The sequence below is a fragment of the Pseudomonas sp. FP1762 genome, from assembly GCF_030687105.1.
In the GTDB taxonomy this organism is placed as follows: Bacteria; Pseudomonadota; Gammaproteobacteria; order Pseudomonadales; family Pseudomonadaceae; genus Aquipseudomonas; species Aquipseudomonas siliginis.
Genome location: NZ_CP117458.1, coordinates 4,089,617 through 4,105,602 on the forward strand (window position 1 = coordinate 4,089,617; position 15,986 = coordinate 4,105,602).

At 62.5% G+C, this 15,986-nt stretch carries 4 protein-coding genes; 1 reads left to right on the forward strand and 3 read right to left on the reverse strand.

What is annotated here, in order from left to right:
* Positions 1–18: 18 nt before the first annotated feature.
* Positions 19–13,026 carry a non-ribosomal peptide synthetase gene (locus PSH90_RS18145; RefSeq protein WP_305381208.1) on the reverse strand — a complete coding sequence of 4,336 codons (13,008 nt, stop codon included), beginning with the start codon at positions 13,024–13,026 and terminating at the stop codon, positions 19–21.
* Between the two features lie 370 nt (positions 13,027–13,396).
* On the opposite strand from PSH90_RS18145, the gene PSH90_RS18150 reads away from it, so the two are divergent.
* Positions 13,397–13,951 carry an RNA polymerase factor sigma-70 gene (locus tag PSH90_RS18150; protein ID WP_008088195.1) on the forward strand — a complete coding sequence of 185 codons (555 nt, stop codon included), beginning with the start codon at positions 13,397–13,399 and terminating at the stop codon, positions 13,949–13,951.
* A gap of 136 nt (positions 13,952–14,087) precedes the next feature.
* Here PSH90_RS18150 and PSH90_RS18155 read toward each other — a convergent pair whose 3' ends face one another.
* Together PSH90_RS18155 and PSH90_RS18160 are read right to left on the reverse strand one after the other, a co-directional pair.
* Positions 14,088–15,101, reverse strand: a complete 1,014-nt coding sequence (locus PSH90_RS18155) for a GNAT family N-acetyltransferase (RefSeq protein ID WP_305381210.1) — start codon at positions 15,099–15,101, stop codon at positions 14,088–14,090.
* A gap of 85 nt (positions 15,102–15,186) precedes the next feature.
* Entirely contained in the window at positions 15,187–15,984 is a 798-nt protein-coding gene (locus PSH90_RS18160) for an ABC transporter substrate-binding protein (RefSeq protein ID WP_041478456.1), read from the reverse strand.
* Between the last annotated feature and the right edge of the window lie 2 nt (positions 15,985–15,986).

Here is a 15,986-nt window from a genome sequence, read left to right on the forward strand (position 1 = left end):
GGCCCAGGCGCCGGAGAACTACAGCCCCTCCAGCTCCGCCATCAGATCATTCAACCGATCAACCTTCTCCTCCGTAATATCACTGGCCGCCAGCCCATCGATGTACTCGGCCAGTTCCTCCACCGTGCTGCATTCGAACATCGCGCGCAGCGGCACGTTGCGTTGCAGGGCTTTTTGTACCCGCGATGCAATTTGCGTAGCCAGCAAGGAATGCCCGCCCAGTTCGAAGAAGTTGTCGCGCATGCCGACCTTTTCCACTTTCAGCACCTCAGCCCAGATATCAGCCAGGGTCTGCTCCAGTTCGTTGCGCGGGGCCAGATAATCCTCGCTCTGCAACTGACCGATCTCCAAGGCCGGCAAGGCTTTGCGGTCGAGTTTGCCGTTGGCATTGAGCGGCATCTGCTCCAGCCATAGCCAGTGCAGCGGCACCATGTATTCGGGGAGTTCGGCACGCAGGCGCTGCTTGATCCGCTCCAGGCGTTCGCCCGGATTGAGCGCTGCATCGGCCGCGACCAGATAACCGACCAGATGCTTGCCGTTGACGCCCTCCTGCACACCAACCGCCGCGTCGCGCACTTCCGGTTGTTCGTGCAGGCGCGCTTCGATTTCACCGAGCTCGATGCGGTAACCGCGAATCTTCACTTGATGATCGACGCGGCCGACGTATTCCAGCACGCCGTCAGCGCGGCGCCGCGCCAGGTCACCGGTGCGGTACAAGCGTTCGCCCGGCGCGCCGAACGGATTCGGCACAAACACCGGCGCGGTGCGCAGCGGATCGCTGACGTAACCGCGACCGACACCGGTGCCGGCAACACATAACTCACCCACCGCGCCCAAAGGCACCAGATCCAGCGCGCCATCGAGCAGATACAGCAAGTTATTGTCGGTCGGCGTGCCGATCGGCAAGTAACTGCCGCGCGTCGAGGCCATGTCGACACGGAAGAACGCCACGTCATCCGAGCATTCCGCTGGGCCGTAAGCATTGACCAGACCAATATCCGGGTAACGCAGCAGCCATTGATGCGCCAGTTCCGGCGGCATCGCTTCACCGGTCGGCAGCATCCAGCGCAAGCCGTCGAGGCTCAGACGCTCGGAGCCGAGCATGCCCTGAATCAGCGACGGCACACTCTCCAGCACGGTGATGCCCTGCGCCTGTACATGCGCCAGCAAACCTTGCGGATCGTGGGCAATCGTATTCGGCACGATGTCGACCCGCGCGCCGAACAACGGCGCGGCGAGGAACTGCCAGACGGAAATATCGAAGCTTTGCGAGGCGGTCTGCGCGATCACATCGGCCTCGCTCAAGTCGAGGTACGGACGTTTGCTCAACTGGTTGTTGAGCATGCCGCGCTGCTCGACCATCACGCCTTTAGGCAGCCCGGTCGAACCCGAGGTGTAGATCACATAGGCGAGATTATCCGGGCCACTGTGGATGCCCGGATTGTGCGTCGCTGCCGCCGACGCCTGCACCTCTTCCCACACCAGCAGGCGCGGACGATTCGAACAGCCAAACTCCTCGAGCAAGGTCTGCGCCTGTTCACGGCAAGCGGCGCTGCACACCAGCAACGGCGTGCGGCTCAGCTCGATGATGCGGCTCAGACGCTGGCTCGGCAGGCCCGGGTCCAGCGGCAGATAACCAGCGCCGGCCTTGAAGCTGCCGATGATCATGCCGAGCAGGTCGAGATTACGCTCGGCGAGCAGCGCCACCGGTTGATCCATTCGCACCCCGGCGGCGACCAGGGCATGGCCGAGGCGGTTGGCGTTGTGGTTCAGCTCGGCGTAGCTCAATTGCTCGTCGAGGCAACTGGCGGCGATGCGCTGCGGATGCGCCGCGACCTGCGCTTCGAACAGCGCCACATAGCTTTGCTCCAGCGGATAGTCGTGGCCGCTCTGGTTGCAACCGTGCAGGAGGAAATCGCGTTCTTCGTCGCCTAGCAGCGGCAAATCGGCCATGTCGCCATGGAAGCCGTCGACCAGCGCCAGCAGCAGGCGCTTGAACTCACTGAGCATGCGCTCGACCGTCGCCTCGTCGAAGTAACGCTGGTCATAGGACAGGTGCAAGCCAAGGTCATCGCCCGGGTAGCACACCGCTGTCAGCGGGAAGTTGGTATGGGTGCGACCGGAATCCGAGGTCGCATTCAGGCTCTGTGCACGATCAAGCACCGAGACTTCCACCGGGGCGTTTTCGAAGACGAAGAGGCTGTCGAACAGCGGCTGGCCTTTAGGCAATTCGCTCTGTTCCTGGATGTTCACCAGCGGCAGGTATTCGTACTCGCGCAGTTGCATGTTGCTGTCGAGCAAAGCGCTGAGCCACTGGCGCACGCTGCTGCGCTGATCGTCCGCCGGCATCTTCACCCGCAGGGCGATGCTGTTGATGAACAGGCCGACAGTGCGCTGCATTTCCGGCATCTCCACCGGACGCCCGGCCACGGTGACGCCGAAGAGCACGTCGCGATCGCCGCTCAGACGCCGCAAAACCAGAGCCCACGCAGCCTGGGCGAATGTGTTGACGGTCAGTTGATGGGCCTGCGCCAGTTCCCGCAGCCGTGCACCGTCCTCGACATTCAGGCGGGTGTAGCGGTCGCCGACGATCATGCCGCCGCTTTCACCGGCATGTTCGCGCAGGAACGGCCGGTCGCTCGGGATCGGCGTGGTGCGCTCGAAGCCTTGCAGATTCTGCCGCCACCACTGCCGCGCCTCGGCCAGGCTCTGGCGTTGCAGCCAGCCGATGTAATCGCGATAACGCGGCGGCACGCTCAACTGCGCTTCACGACCTTCACCGAGGGCGCTGTAGATCTCGAAAAAGTCGTTCATCAGCAGCGAACGGCACCAGGCATCGATGAGGATGTGGTGGTTGCTCATCATGAACCAGTAACGCGCTGCGCCGACCTTGATCAGGCGCAGGTGAAACGGCGCCTGATTGAGCAGATCGAAGCCGGCCTCGCGCTCGCTTTTCAGCAGCGCTTGCAGTTTTGGTTCCTGCTCGGTTTCGGCGATGGCGCTCCAGTCCAGATATTCGATCGGCGTGCGACCCGGGGTGTGAATCACTTGCAGCATGTCTTCGCCGACGTTCCAGCAGAACGACGCGCGCAGTGCTTCATGACGGGCGACCACCGCTTGCCAGGCCTGGGCGAAACGTTCGGGATCGAGCTCGCTGTTGATGCGATAACGATCCTGCATGTAGTACAGACCGGTGCCCGGCTCGAGCAAGGTGTGCAGCAACATGCCTTCCTGCATCGGCGTCAGCGGATAGACATCTTCGATGTGCGCGGCCGGTACCGGCAAGGCATCGAGTTGTGCCTGAGTCAGTTTCGCCAGCGGGAAGTCCGACGGTGTCAGGCCGCCGGCCTCGTCTTGCAGACAGTGGGCGATCAGGCTTTGCAACTCACCGAGGTAGGCGGCGGCCAGATCGTTAATGGTTTGCGCCTCGTAACGCTCGGCACTGAACGTCCAGCGCAGCAGCAGTTCACCACCGTAAATCTGACTGTCGACACTCAGCTCGTTGGGCAACGGCGCCTGCGGATCGTGGGCGGCACCGACCGCTTCATCCAGCGGACGGAACAGCGCATCGGCGCCGAAGCTCTGGTCGAACTGGCCGAGGTAGTTAAAGGTGATCGGCGCCTGTGGCAGCGCGGCCATGCTCTGGCGGCAGCCGTCATCGGCCAGATAACGCAACACGCCATAACCGAGACCTTTGTGCGGCACGGCGCGCAATTGTTCTTTGATCGCCTTGATCGAAGCGCCCTGCCCGGCGGCCTCTTCGACATTGTGCGGAGTCAGGCGCAGCGGATAAGCGCTGGTGAACCAACCGACGGTGCGGGTCAGATCGATCTCGTCGAACAGGGTTTCGCGACCGTGGCCTTCCAGTTGAATCAGTGCCGAGGGCTGGCCGCTCCAGCGGCACAGCACACGAGCCAGTGCGGTCAGCAGCAGGTCGTTGACCTGAGTGCGGTAAGCGCTCGGTGCCTGTTGCAGCAGCTGTCGGGTGCGCTCGGCATCGAGCCGTACGCTGACGGTTTGCGCATGGCGATTCTGCCTGCCGCCCTGCGGGTTTTCGCAAGGCAGATCAGCGCTCGGCCCGGCCAGTTGCGCCTGCCACCAGCTCAATTCCTCACGCAGCGATTCGCTGCCGGCGTAGGCCTGCAAACGCGCGGCCCAGTCCTTGAAGGCGCTGGTTTTCGCCGGCAGTTTCAGCGGCTGCGCAGTGTCGAGTTGGCGATAGGCGGTTTGCAGATCATCCAGCAACACGCGCCAGGAAACACCGTCGACCACCAAGTGGTGGATGGCGATGAACAGGCGTTGCTGAACATCCGCAACATCGACCAGCACCGCGCGCAGTAACGGGCCGTTGTGCAGATGCAGACTGCGTTGCGCGTCGGCGAACAGGGCTTCGCACTGATCCAGCGAATCGACGCTGACTTGCCAGAGCACATCCTCATTCGTCAGCGCTTGATGCGTCGCTTGCCATGCATCATCGGTTTCAGTGAAACGCAGACGCAGCGCATCGTGCTGTTCGATCACTGCCAGCAAGGCTTGCTGCAATCGTTGCGGCTCGAGGCGCACAGTCGGTTCCAGCAACAGCGCCTGATTCCAGTGCTGACGCTGGGGAATGTCCGTATCGAAGAACCAGTGCTGAATCGGTGTCAGGCGCGATTCGCCATCCACCAGGCCTTGCTCGGCCGTCACTTGCTGGGTGCGACTGGCAACGGCGGCGAGGGTCTGCACGGTCTGGTGCTGGAACAGGTCGCGCGGACTGAAATGAATGCCCTGCTGACGCGCGCGGCTGACCACTTGAATCGACAGAATCGAGTCGCCGCCGAGTTCGAAGAAGTTGTCGTTGAGGCCGACCTGCCTGACGTTGAGCACGTCGCACCAGATCTGCGCCAGGGTCTGCTCAAGCTCGTTGCTTGGCGCGACATAGTCCTGACGATTGAGCTCCAGATCCGGCGCCGGCAAGGCGCGGCGGTCGAGTTTGCCGTTGGCGGTCAGCGGCATGCTTGCCAGCAGCATCAGGTGGGTCGGCACCATGTAGTCCGGCAGTTGCGCCTTGAGGTGCGACTTGAGCGCTTCGCGAAGTTCAGCCTGTTGCGCTTCGCCTTGCCCGGCGACCTCCGTAACGAGGTAACCCACCAACTGCTTGCCACTCGGCGCATCCAGAGCCAGCACCACCGCTTCGCGGATCGAAGGGTGATCGAGCAGGCGCGTTTCGATTTCGCCCAGCTCGATGCGGAAGCCACGGATTTTCACTTGATGGTCGATCCGCCCCAGATACTCGACCAGACCATCGGCACGCTGGCGCACCAAATCGCCGGTGCGATACATGCGTCCGCCATCAGCGGCAAACGGGTCAGCGACAAAACGCTCGGCGCTGATGCCCGGACGGTCGTGATAGGCCTGGGCCAGACCGGCGCCGCCGACAAACAATTCACCGGTCGCGCCTTGCGGCACCAAGGCCAGATCGGCATCGAGAATGTAGGCGACTCGCGCCCCGATCACGCTGCCGATCGGCACACTGCCGGCGCCCTCTTCCAGTACCTGCGGCGCCAGACTGGCCAGCGGCATGACCACGGTTTCGGTCGGGCCGTAAGCATTGAAAAACTGCGCCGGTTGGAATGCCGCGCGAATGCGCTGCAGATGCTCGCCGGTCAGCGCTTCACCGCCGGTGATGATCATGCGCACCGGCAGGACTTCATTTTGGGTCGCGAGGAACTGCGCCAACTGGCTGCCGTAGCTCGGCGTGAAACCGAGGACGTTGATTCGATGCGTGCGAATCAAGCCGCAGATTTCTTCCGCGTCCCACTGCCCTTGCGCCCGCAGTACCACCTGCGCACCGCTGAGCAGCGGCACCAGTAGACGTTCGGTGGCAGCGTCGAAGTTGATCGAATAGAAATGCAGTTCACAGTCGTCCGGGCGCATGCCGAAACGCTCGATCACGGCTTGGCAGTGCATGGCGATTTCGCCGTGGGAGACCACCACGCCTTTCGGTTTACCGGTCGAGCCCGAGGTGTAAATCAGGTAGGCCTGATGCTGCGGCAGGCTGATAAATGGCAGCTCACTGGCCGGGTAAGCGGCGAGTGCCGCGCTGTCCTCTTCCAGGCACCAGCGCGCCACGCTTGGCGGCAGATCACCGAGGGCTTTGAACATCGCGCGATCGCTGAGCAGCAGACCGATGCGGCTGTCTTCGATCATGTAATGCAGACGGTCGAGCGGGTATTCCGGATCCAGCGGCACGTACGCACCACCGGCCTTGAGAATCGCCAGCAGGCCGATGACCATTTCCAGCGAACGCTCCAGCGCCAGGCCAACGCGCACTTGCGGGCCGACCCCGCGTTCCCGCAGCGCCCAGGCCAGACGATTGGCACGGGCATCGAGCTCGGCGTAGCTCAGGGTCTGCCCGGCGAAAGTCAGTGCTGGCGCGTCTTTGCGCGCCAGTGCCTGTTCGGCGAAAAGATGATGGATGCACTGATCGAGACGATGCTCGCCCGGCTCGATGCCGAGGCTGTCGAGCAGCTGCTGTTGCTCAGGCTTATCGAGCAGCGGCAGTTCACTGAGCCGTTGCTGCGGATCAGCGATCAACGCTTCAAGCAGGTTGCGCCAGTGCCTGGCCATGCGTTCGATGGTCGGCTCGTCGAACAGATCGGTGCTGTAAGTCAGGCAGCAGCCGAGGCGATGGTCGAGGTCGGTGACTTCCAGATTGAGATCGAACTTGGTCGCCCGCGCATCGTTGGCCAGGTACTCGACAGTCATCCCAGCGAGCGCGCGGCTCTGCTGGAATTCCCAGCGCTGCACGTTGCACATCACCTGGAACAGCGGGTTGTAAGCCGCGCTGCGTGGCGGCTGCAAGGCTTCGACCAGATGATCGAACGGCAGATCCTGATGGGACTGGCCTTCGATCACGGTGTGGCGCACCTGCTCGAACAGTTCGCCGACCGACATCTGCCCGTCGAGCCGGCAACGCAGCACCTGGGTGTTGAGAAACGCCCCGATCAGCCCTTCGCTTTCCGGGCGAATGCGGTTGGCCACCGGCGCGCCGATGCGCAGGTCGGTCTGGCCGCTGTAGCGGTACAGCAATGTGGCGAGCGCGGCGGTCATGGTCATGAACAACGTCAGACCGTTTTGTGCATTGAATGCCCGCACCCGCGCGGCGAGATCGTCACTCAGATCGAAACGGAACAGCTCGCCCTGATGGCTCTGCACCGGTGGACGCGGACGGTCGCCGGGCAGTTCGAGGAGCGGATGTTCGCGACCGAGCTGCGCGGTCCAGTAATCGAGCTGGCGCTGGCGCTCGCCGGATTCCAGCCACTGGCGCTGCCAGACGCTGTAGTCGAGGTATTGCACCGGCAGCGGCTCAAGCGGCGAGGCGCGCTCATCGACGAACGCTTCATACAGCGCGCTGAGTTCACGGGCAAAGATGTCCATCGCCCAGCCTTCGGTGACGATGTGGTGCAGGGTCAGGACGAAGTAATGCTCGTGCTCGGCGGTCTTGACCAGACAGGCACGCAGCAACGGACCGGTTTCCAGATCGAACGGCTGGTGCGCTTCTGCATCGGCCAGTTGCTGGACTTGTAGCTCCCGGACTTCTGCCGGCAGGCTGGAGAAATCTTTCCAGCCCATGCGCACGCCGGTCTCGGCATGCACCTGTTGGCGGGCAATGCCGTCGACACTGGGGAATATTGTGCGCAGGGTTTCGTGGCGCAGGATCAGCGCCTGCAACGCCGCCTCGAAATGCTCGACGTGCAGCACGCCGCGCAAGCGCGCCATGCCGCCGACGTTGTACGCCGGGCTGTCCGGCTCCATCTGCCAGAGGAACCACATGCGCTGCTGCGAATAGGACAACGGCACCGCTTGGCTGCGGTCGACTTTGCTGATCGGTAGCTGTGGGTTGGTGCGGCCGCTGACCTGGATCAGGCGAATCTGTTCGGCGTAATCGCCCAGTTCGCTGTGCTCGAACAATGTGCGCAGCGGCAGTTCGACGTCACAGGCCTGACGTGTGCGCGAAATGATTTGCGTGGCCAGCAGCGAATGACCGCCGAGGGCGAAGAAATCATCGCGCAGGCCGATCTGCTTCAGACCCAGCACTTCGCGCCAGATCGCGGCGATTTGTTGCTCCAGTTCGCTGACCGGCTCGACATGTTCACGCACCTGCCATTGCGGCTCGGGCAAGGCGCGGCGGTCGAGTTTGCCGCTGGGACTCAGCGGCATCGCGTCAAGGCGCAGCAATTGTGCGGGCACCATGTATTCCGGCAGCTCGGCAGCGAGGGCAGCTTTCAGCCGAATAATTTGCTCATCGGCATTTTCCTGCGCATCGCTCGCCGTGAAGTAGCCGATCAGTCGCGCGCCGGCAGCGGTTTCCCGCACCAGCACCACGGCCTGGGCGACGCCATTTTGCGCCAGCAGTCGCGCCTGGATTTCTTCAGGTTCGACGCGAAAGCCGCGCAGCTTGACCTGCTGATCGAGACGGCCGAGATATTCGATCACGCCATCCGAGGACCAGCGCGCACGGTCGCCGGTGCGGTACAAACGGGCGCCCTGCTCGCCCAGTGGATCGACGACAAAACGCTCGGCGGTCAACGCCGGACGACCCAGGTAACCGCGAGCCAGACCAATACCGCTGATGCATAGCTCGCCCGGCACGCCCGCCGGCACTGGATTGAGATCGGCATCAAGGATGCGGCAGATCACATTGCCCAACGGCCGGCCAATCGGCGAGCGCTCGCCATCGACAGTTGTGCAGTGCCAATGGGTGACGTTGATCGCGGTTTCGGTCGGGCCGTAGCGGTTGTGTAACTGCACCGCCGGCAGTTGCGTCAGCACACGGTTGCGCAACTCGGCGGGCAAAGCTTCACCGCCGGAAAACACCCGGCGCAGGCTGGTGCACTCGGCACTCAGCGGCTCGTCGATGAACAGCGCCAGCAGCGGCGGCACGAAGTGCAGCGTGGTCACGCCGTATTGCTGGACCAGTTGCGCGATGCGATGCGGGTCGCGGTGCTCGCCGGGCGCGGCAAGCAACAGCCGCGCGCCGGTGATCAGCGGCCAGAAGCATTCCCACACCGAGACGTCGAAACTGATCGGCGCTTTTTGCATCAGCACGTCGGTTTCGTCGAGACGGTAAGTGTCCTGCATCCATTGCAGGCGCTCGGCCAGCGCGGCGTGGGTGTTACCGACGCCTTTCGGTTGCCCGGTGGAACCCGAGGTGTAAATCACGTAGGCGAGGTTGTCGCCGTGCACTCGCAGTCCCGGTGCCTGGCTCGGCCATTTATCCAGGTGCAGCGCATCCATGGCGATCACGCTGACGCCATCGCTGGCCGGCAAACGCTCGAGCAATTGCGTCTGGGTCAGGAGCAGTTCGACGCCGCTGTCGCGGAGCATGTATGCAAGTCGTTCGGCCGGATAATCCGGATCAAGCGGCACATAGGCGCCGCCAGCCTTGATGATCGCCAGCAGGCCGATCAACAGTTGCGGCGAACGCTCGGCGGCGATGGCCACGCACACGTCCGGACCAACACCTTTGTCGCGCAGGTAATGGGCGAGCCGGTTGGCTTGCGCGTGCAGCTCGGCAAAATCCAGACGACCGCCGTCCCACACCAGCGCGGTGCGTTGCGGGGTGTTGCGCAATTGTTGCTCGAGCAGTTCCGGCAGCCAGTGTTGCGCCGGGGTGCACGGAGCGACGCTCCAGTCCTTCTGCTGATTCTGCTCGCTGGCGGTCAGCAAGCGCAGATCGCCAATGGCCTGCTGAGGCCGTTCGCAGACCTCGCTGAGCAGATTGTGGAAATGCTCGGCCAGGCGCTCGATGGTCGCGGCGTCGAACAGTTCGCTGGCGTAGTCGAACGCCAAGCTCAGACGACCGTTGCGATCCTCTTCGCTGTGCAATTGCAGATCGAACTTGGCCTCGCGGCTGTGCCACGGCAGTTCTTCGGCGAGCAGACCGGGCAGGCGCTTGAGTGCACTGAGGTCGCGCTGCTGATGGTTGAACATGACCTGGAACAGTCCCTGTTCGCGGGCCTGCGGGAACGCTTCGAGCAGTTGTTCGAAGGGCAGATCCTGATGGGCCTGGGCGCCGAGTGCGGCTTGGCGGGTCTGGTTCAGCAACTCGGCAAATGTCAGGCGCGAATCGATCTGCGCACGCAACACCTGGGTATTGATGAAGAAGCCGATCAGGCCTTGGGTTTCCAGGCGCGGACGGTTGGCGTTGGGCACGCCGATGCGAATGTCGCGCTGACCACTGTAGCGGTGCAGCAAACTTTGCAACGCAGCGAGCAGAAGCATGAACGGCGTGGCTTCGTGAGCCTGCGCAGTCTGGCGGATCGCCTCGCTGAGTTCGGTACTCAAGCGCACGCTGTGGCGCGCGGCGCTGTGGTTGTGTCTGGCCGAGCGCGGGTGATCGGTGGCCAGTTCCAGTGGCGGATGTTCTTCGCCCAACTGCGCTTTCCAGTACGCCAGTTGCCGCTCGCCCTCGCCTTGCGCCAGCCATTGCCGCTGCCAGTTGCCGTAATCGGCGTATTGCGTGGGCAGCGCTGCCAGTGTCGCCGGCGTCCCTTGGGTTGCCGCCGCGTAGAGACGCGAGAATTCGTCGAGCAGGATATTCAGCGACCAGCCGTCAGCGATGATGTGGTGCAGGGTCACCAGCAGTTGATGTTCTTCGTCATCGAGACGCACCAGTGTCACCGCCAGCAACGGGCCTTTTTCCAGATCGAACCGAGTGCGCGCCTCGTCTTCGCGAATCTGCTCGGCACGGGCTTCACGCTCGGACATTGGCAGGTCGCTGATGTCGATCAGTTGCAGGTTGAATTCGGCATCAGCGAGCACTTGCTGCAATGCCACGCCGTCACGCTCGAAGAAACGTGTGCGCAAAGATTCATGGCGTTCGATCAGTTGCTGGAAGCTTTTGCGCACGGCGTCTTCGTCGAGTTCGCCACGCAAGCGCAGGCCGCCGGGAATGTTGTAGGCGCTGCTCTGTGGATCGAGTTGCCAAGTGATCCACAGACGATTTTGTGCCAGCGACTGCGGCATCGGCTCACTGCGCGGCAACGTGCTGATTGCACCTTGGGCGCTGCCGCCAGTCTGTTGCTGCTGCGCCACGGCGGCGGCGAAGGCGGCGAAGGCGGACAAGGTTGGCGCTTCGAACAGCAGGCGCAGGCTCAGCTCGACACCGAGTGCTTCGCGAACCCGCGCAACCACTTGCGTGGCGGCGATCGAGTTGCCGCCGAGCAGGAAGAAATGGTCGTCGCCACTGACCTGCTTGACGTTGAGTTGCTCGGCCCAGATTTGCCCGATCAACGCTTCAAGATCCGAAGTGCTGCTGGTCGCGGTTTCCGTTGCCGCTGTAATCGAAGGGAACTGCGCGTAACTGTCGAGGCTGCCATCAGCCAGACGATTGCGGCACGCCGAGCGCTGCAGTTTGCCACTGGAGGTTTTCGGCAACGCGCCCGGATTGAGCAGCACCACCACGCTTGGCGCCTCCTGACAGGCCTCGGCCACGGCTTGGCGAATGGCTTTGATCAGCGCATCTGGCGCAAGGATTTTCTGCACGCTGCGGCTGATTTCCGCAGCGACGCCGATGCCCTCTTCGCCGTTGTGAGTGACCGCAAACGCCGCCACACGCCCCTTGCGCACCACTTCGACTTCGCGCTCGACAGTCTGCTCGATGTCCTGCGGATACAGGTTATGGCCACGGACGATGAGCATGTCTTTCAGGCGCCCGGTGACGAACAGTTCGCCGTCACGGATAAAACCCAGGTCGCCGGTGCGCAACCAGGTGCGCCCGACGTGCTGGACAAAAGTCTTGGCGCTGGCTTCGGGGTTGCGCCAGTAACCGTGGGCGATGCTCGGGCCGGCGGCCCAGACTTCACCGACGGCATTGTCGGTCAGTTCCTCGAGCGTGTTGGGATCGACAATCAGCACCGCGTGCTCAGGCTGACTGATGCCGCAGCTCATGATCGCGCTGCCGTCGCCCGGCTCGGCGCGGTTTTGCGCCAGCGCCTGATCGTCCACGCGCAGCGCCGGGATGCCGGTGCCGCGCGGCGTGCCGGCGACAAACAGGGTCGCCTCGGCCAGACCGTACGAAGCCATGAAGCTGTTTTCGCTGAAACCGCAAGCAGCGAACTTTTCCGCGAAGCGTTCAAGGGTGTCGAGGCGAATCGGCTCGGAGCCAGAATAGGCCACGCGCCATCGACTGAGATCGAGGCGCTCAAGGGCCGACTCGCTGACCCGCTCACTGCACAAACGGTAGGCGAAATCCGGGCCGCCGCTGATGGTGCCGCCGTATTCGGCAATCGCTTCCAGCCAGCGCAACGGCCGGCCGAGGAAGTACGCCGGCGACATCAGAATGCACGGTACGCCGCTGAAAATCGGTTGCAGCAGACCGCCGATCAAACCCATGTCGTGATACAGCGGCAACCAGCTGACGATGACATCGTCCGGGTTGACGTCGATGCCGAAGCCGCGACGGATCAGCAGTTCATTGGCGACCAGATTGCCGTGGCTGACTTGCACGCCCTTGGGCAGCGCGGTGGAGCCGGAGGTGTATTGCAAAAAGGCGATGTGTTCGGGCGGCAGGCTCGGTTCAATCCAGCTTTCGGCCAGTGCGCTGTCGAGGGTATCGACACACAGCAGCGGCGGCGCGCCGTCGATTTGTTGCAAGGCATCGCGCAGATCGGCGCTGGTCAACAGCAGCTTGGGCTCGGCGTCGGCGATGATCGACAGCAATCGCTCCTGATGATGACGACGCGCGGATTCCGGCGGATAGGCCGGTACCGCAATCACACCGGCATACAGGCAGCCGAAAAACGCCGCGACGTAATCTGCGCCGCTGGGAAACAGCAGTACCGCACGCTCACCGAATCCAGCCTGAGCCTGCAACGCAGCGGCGATGGTGCGCGCGCGTTGATCCAGTTCGCGATAGTTGAGCACCACGGTCTGCTCCGGGTTTTCGGCGAGAAAACGCAAGGCCAGTCGGTCCGGCGTCAGGACTGCGCGACGCTTGAGGGCATGGACCAGGGTGCTGGGGAGTTCGAACGCGTCGGTCATGAGGTTTCCTGCCTGAATTCGGCTTGCAAGTGGAATCGGGTGGCTGCGTCACACCTGTCGAGAGGCGTGCGGTGCGCGGTCTGTGCCGACCGCGCAAGGCATCGGAATGCGCTGAGGCCGGGGATCTGCACCCGGGCCATTCACCAATGAGAACGGATGGAGTGTGGAAATAATTAGTCGGCAGAGGCGACGTCCACCGGGGCCAAGGTGCGGCGGCGTGTCGCAGTTGGCAAAACACATCGACTTACAGCACTACTTCTCTTTCTCATTTGACAATCATTATCATTCAACATAATTTGTCGCTCGATGTGTAGGACGGCGCCGTCCCCCGAGGCCCTCCCACTAACCTATTGGCAGCAAGGTGATTTCCATGACGGAACAAGTATCCACAAGCAGGTGCGATTCACCGCTACTTCAGGCATTCGTCGACAATCGACTGATTCTGGTCAAGATTGCAGCCCGTATTACCGGTTGCAGGTCTCGTGCCGAAGACGTGGTTCAGGATGCGTTTTTCCGACTGCAATCGGCCCCGCCGATCACGTCGTCGATCAAGGCTCAGCTGAGCTACCTGTTCCAGATCGTGCGCAACCTCGCCATCGATCACTACCGCAAGCAGGCGCTCGAACAGAAATACTCAGGCCCGGAAGAGGAAGGCTTGAACGTGGTGATTCAGGGCGCTTCGCCGGAAACTTCGCACATCAACTTCTCGACTCTGGAACACATCGCCGATGCACTGACCGAGCTGCCCAGCCGCACCCGCTATGCCTTCGAGATGTACCGTCTGCACGGCGTGCCGCAGAAAGACATCGCCAAGGAACTGGGCGTATCGCCCACCCTGGTCAACTTCATGATTCGTGATGCTTTGGTGCACTGCCGCAAGGTCTCGGGCAGTCGGCGGGATGCGGTGATTGCGGGTCGTCGTTAGGATTCGGATTTTGCGTCAAGCCATTCGCGAGCAGGCTCGCTCCCACACTGGATTTGTGTCGTTCATCAAACCCTGTGGGAGCGAGCCTGCTCGCGAAAGCGGCCTCAGCTTCAAACGAAAGCCGAGGCCGAACGCATCAGGCCAGGCTGCACCGATCAAAAAACCGCTCCCGCCCCAGAATCATCAGCGCCGCGCGCTTGTGCGGAAAATCGAATTCCTTCTCGCAGTGAAAGCATTGGTTGTGCATATGCCCGATCATCTTCGCGTTGTCGGCACGTGGCTCGGCGACCACGCGCTGGGTGCGTGGATCATCGAGAAACAGGTAATGCACCAGCGCCGATAACCAGCTCGCCACTTTGTGCGGGCCGCGATGACTTTCCTCGCCGACCAGCATGTGAATGCCACGGTCGTAATCGCCGGCATCGTAGAACGGCGCGATGCGATCTTCCTTGGCCCAGTAGGCTTCGAAGTAAGCGAAAGGCTGGTCATCGAAACAGCCAATCAGCGTCAGCGTGTGCGGATCGGCCTCGAGCTTGCCGAGGTATTCGCGATGCTGCTCAAGGCTGCCCTCCTCCTGCCAGAAACTCGCCACGCGCGGGCTGTTCTGCCAGCGATTGAAGCGCGACAGATCTTCCTCGATTTCGAGCGTTCGCAAGGAAATCCACGCGCCGAGACGTGCATCGAAACGCCGATAGACTTCACCGCGCGGCTTCACCGGTCGCAGCGGATGGCGCTTGCCCTGGCTGATGACCATTTGCTGCGGATAGCTGCCGGTCAGTGAAGTGCCCAGCCACGGCTGCGGCAGTTGCCAGAACAGCGTGCGCTCGCAGCGATACTCGCCGGCGACTTCGGTATTGATCAGCAAACCACTGCGCAAGGCTTCGGTCGGTGGCTGATCGAGTTGCCAGATCAACTGCTGACACGCCGGGTCACGGGCGAACAGCCAATAACAGGCCGCCCACAAGGCTTGGCCGGGCGGCAGGGCAAAACGCTCATCAAGCTGGATCGGGCCATTGGCCTCGCGGTCCAGGCGCAGCCGAATCAGCGGTTGCCCGTCCAGGCTCAGGCTCAGCCGGCTCTCGGTAGCATCAGCGATCAATCGACTGCCCGAGGGCAACGCCAAGGCAGTCAGGTCATTCAGATTGGACATGGGTCGGGCTCACGTAATCGTCGACAGTTCAACGAAGTGACGTGAGCCGGGAGGGGAAATTTAAGCGCGAGAGGCAATTAGCGCTTCAGTGATGAGGCGCCGGCATCACGGCAATCCTGTAGGGCTCGAAAATCCTCAGCAATTCGCCGTTGTCGCGCAAACGCTGCAACAGGTTGCCGAAGGCTTCGCCGGTGATAGGAGCGCTTGGCCGCAGAATCGCGTAATGGTGATAGATCTGATCGGTACGCTGCGACGCCAACAGCTCATCGCGGACCTTCTCGTTGCGCAGCAGGTAATCGAACAGATAGGAACGGGTGACCAGGGCAATGTCGGCGCGCCCGCGCAGGACCATCAGCAGGTTGCTGTCGTGGGAATAGGTCAGCGTCGCGTTGTAGTTTTTTGCGAGATATTTCGGGTCGGCGTTGAAGTCGGCGAATTCGTAGTGATAACCGCTGAACAGCGCCAGACGTTTGCCCGACAGGCTCGAGAAATAGTTTTGCTGGCGGCCGTCTTCGCGTTGCGCGACGAAAATCTCGGCGTCTTCCAGGCCCATGTCGACGTCGTCGTGGGGAATGTCCTTCCAGCCCCACTCGGGGTTCTCGAAGATCGCCATATCGATGCGGCCCTGCTTGAAATCACCGAAGCGGCGCGGGATCGACGTCGGCACCAGAACAAATTGATAGTCGCTCTGCGAGCGGTTCAGCGCCTCGACCAATTGCGGCAACAGGCCGGTGTCGGCGCCGTTTTCCGGGCGAATCGTATAAGGCGGGAAATGCGCGGCGCCGACCCGGACCAATTGCGCTGACTGAGCGGGCAATACCCATAACGCAGCCAGCGCAGCGAGCAGCAGCCCGGCGGCTGTCCGAATTGGCGAAGACTTCAAAA

Coding starts and splice junctions, on each gene's coding strand:
- PSH90_RS18145 (WP_305381208.1), bottom strand. CDS start 13,026: ATGACCGACGCGTTCGAACTCCCCAGCACCCTGGTCCATGCCCTCAAG.
- PSH90_RS18150 (WP_008088195.1), top strand. CDS start 13,397: ATGACGGAACAAGTATCCACAAGCAGGTGCGATTCACCGCTACTTCAG.
- PSH90_RS18155 (WP_305381210.1), bottom strand. CDS start 15,101: ATGTCCAATCTGAATGACCTGACTGCCTTGGCGTTGCCCTCGGGCAGT.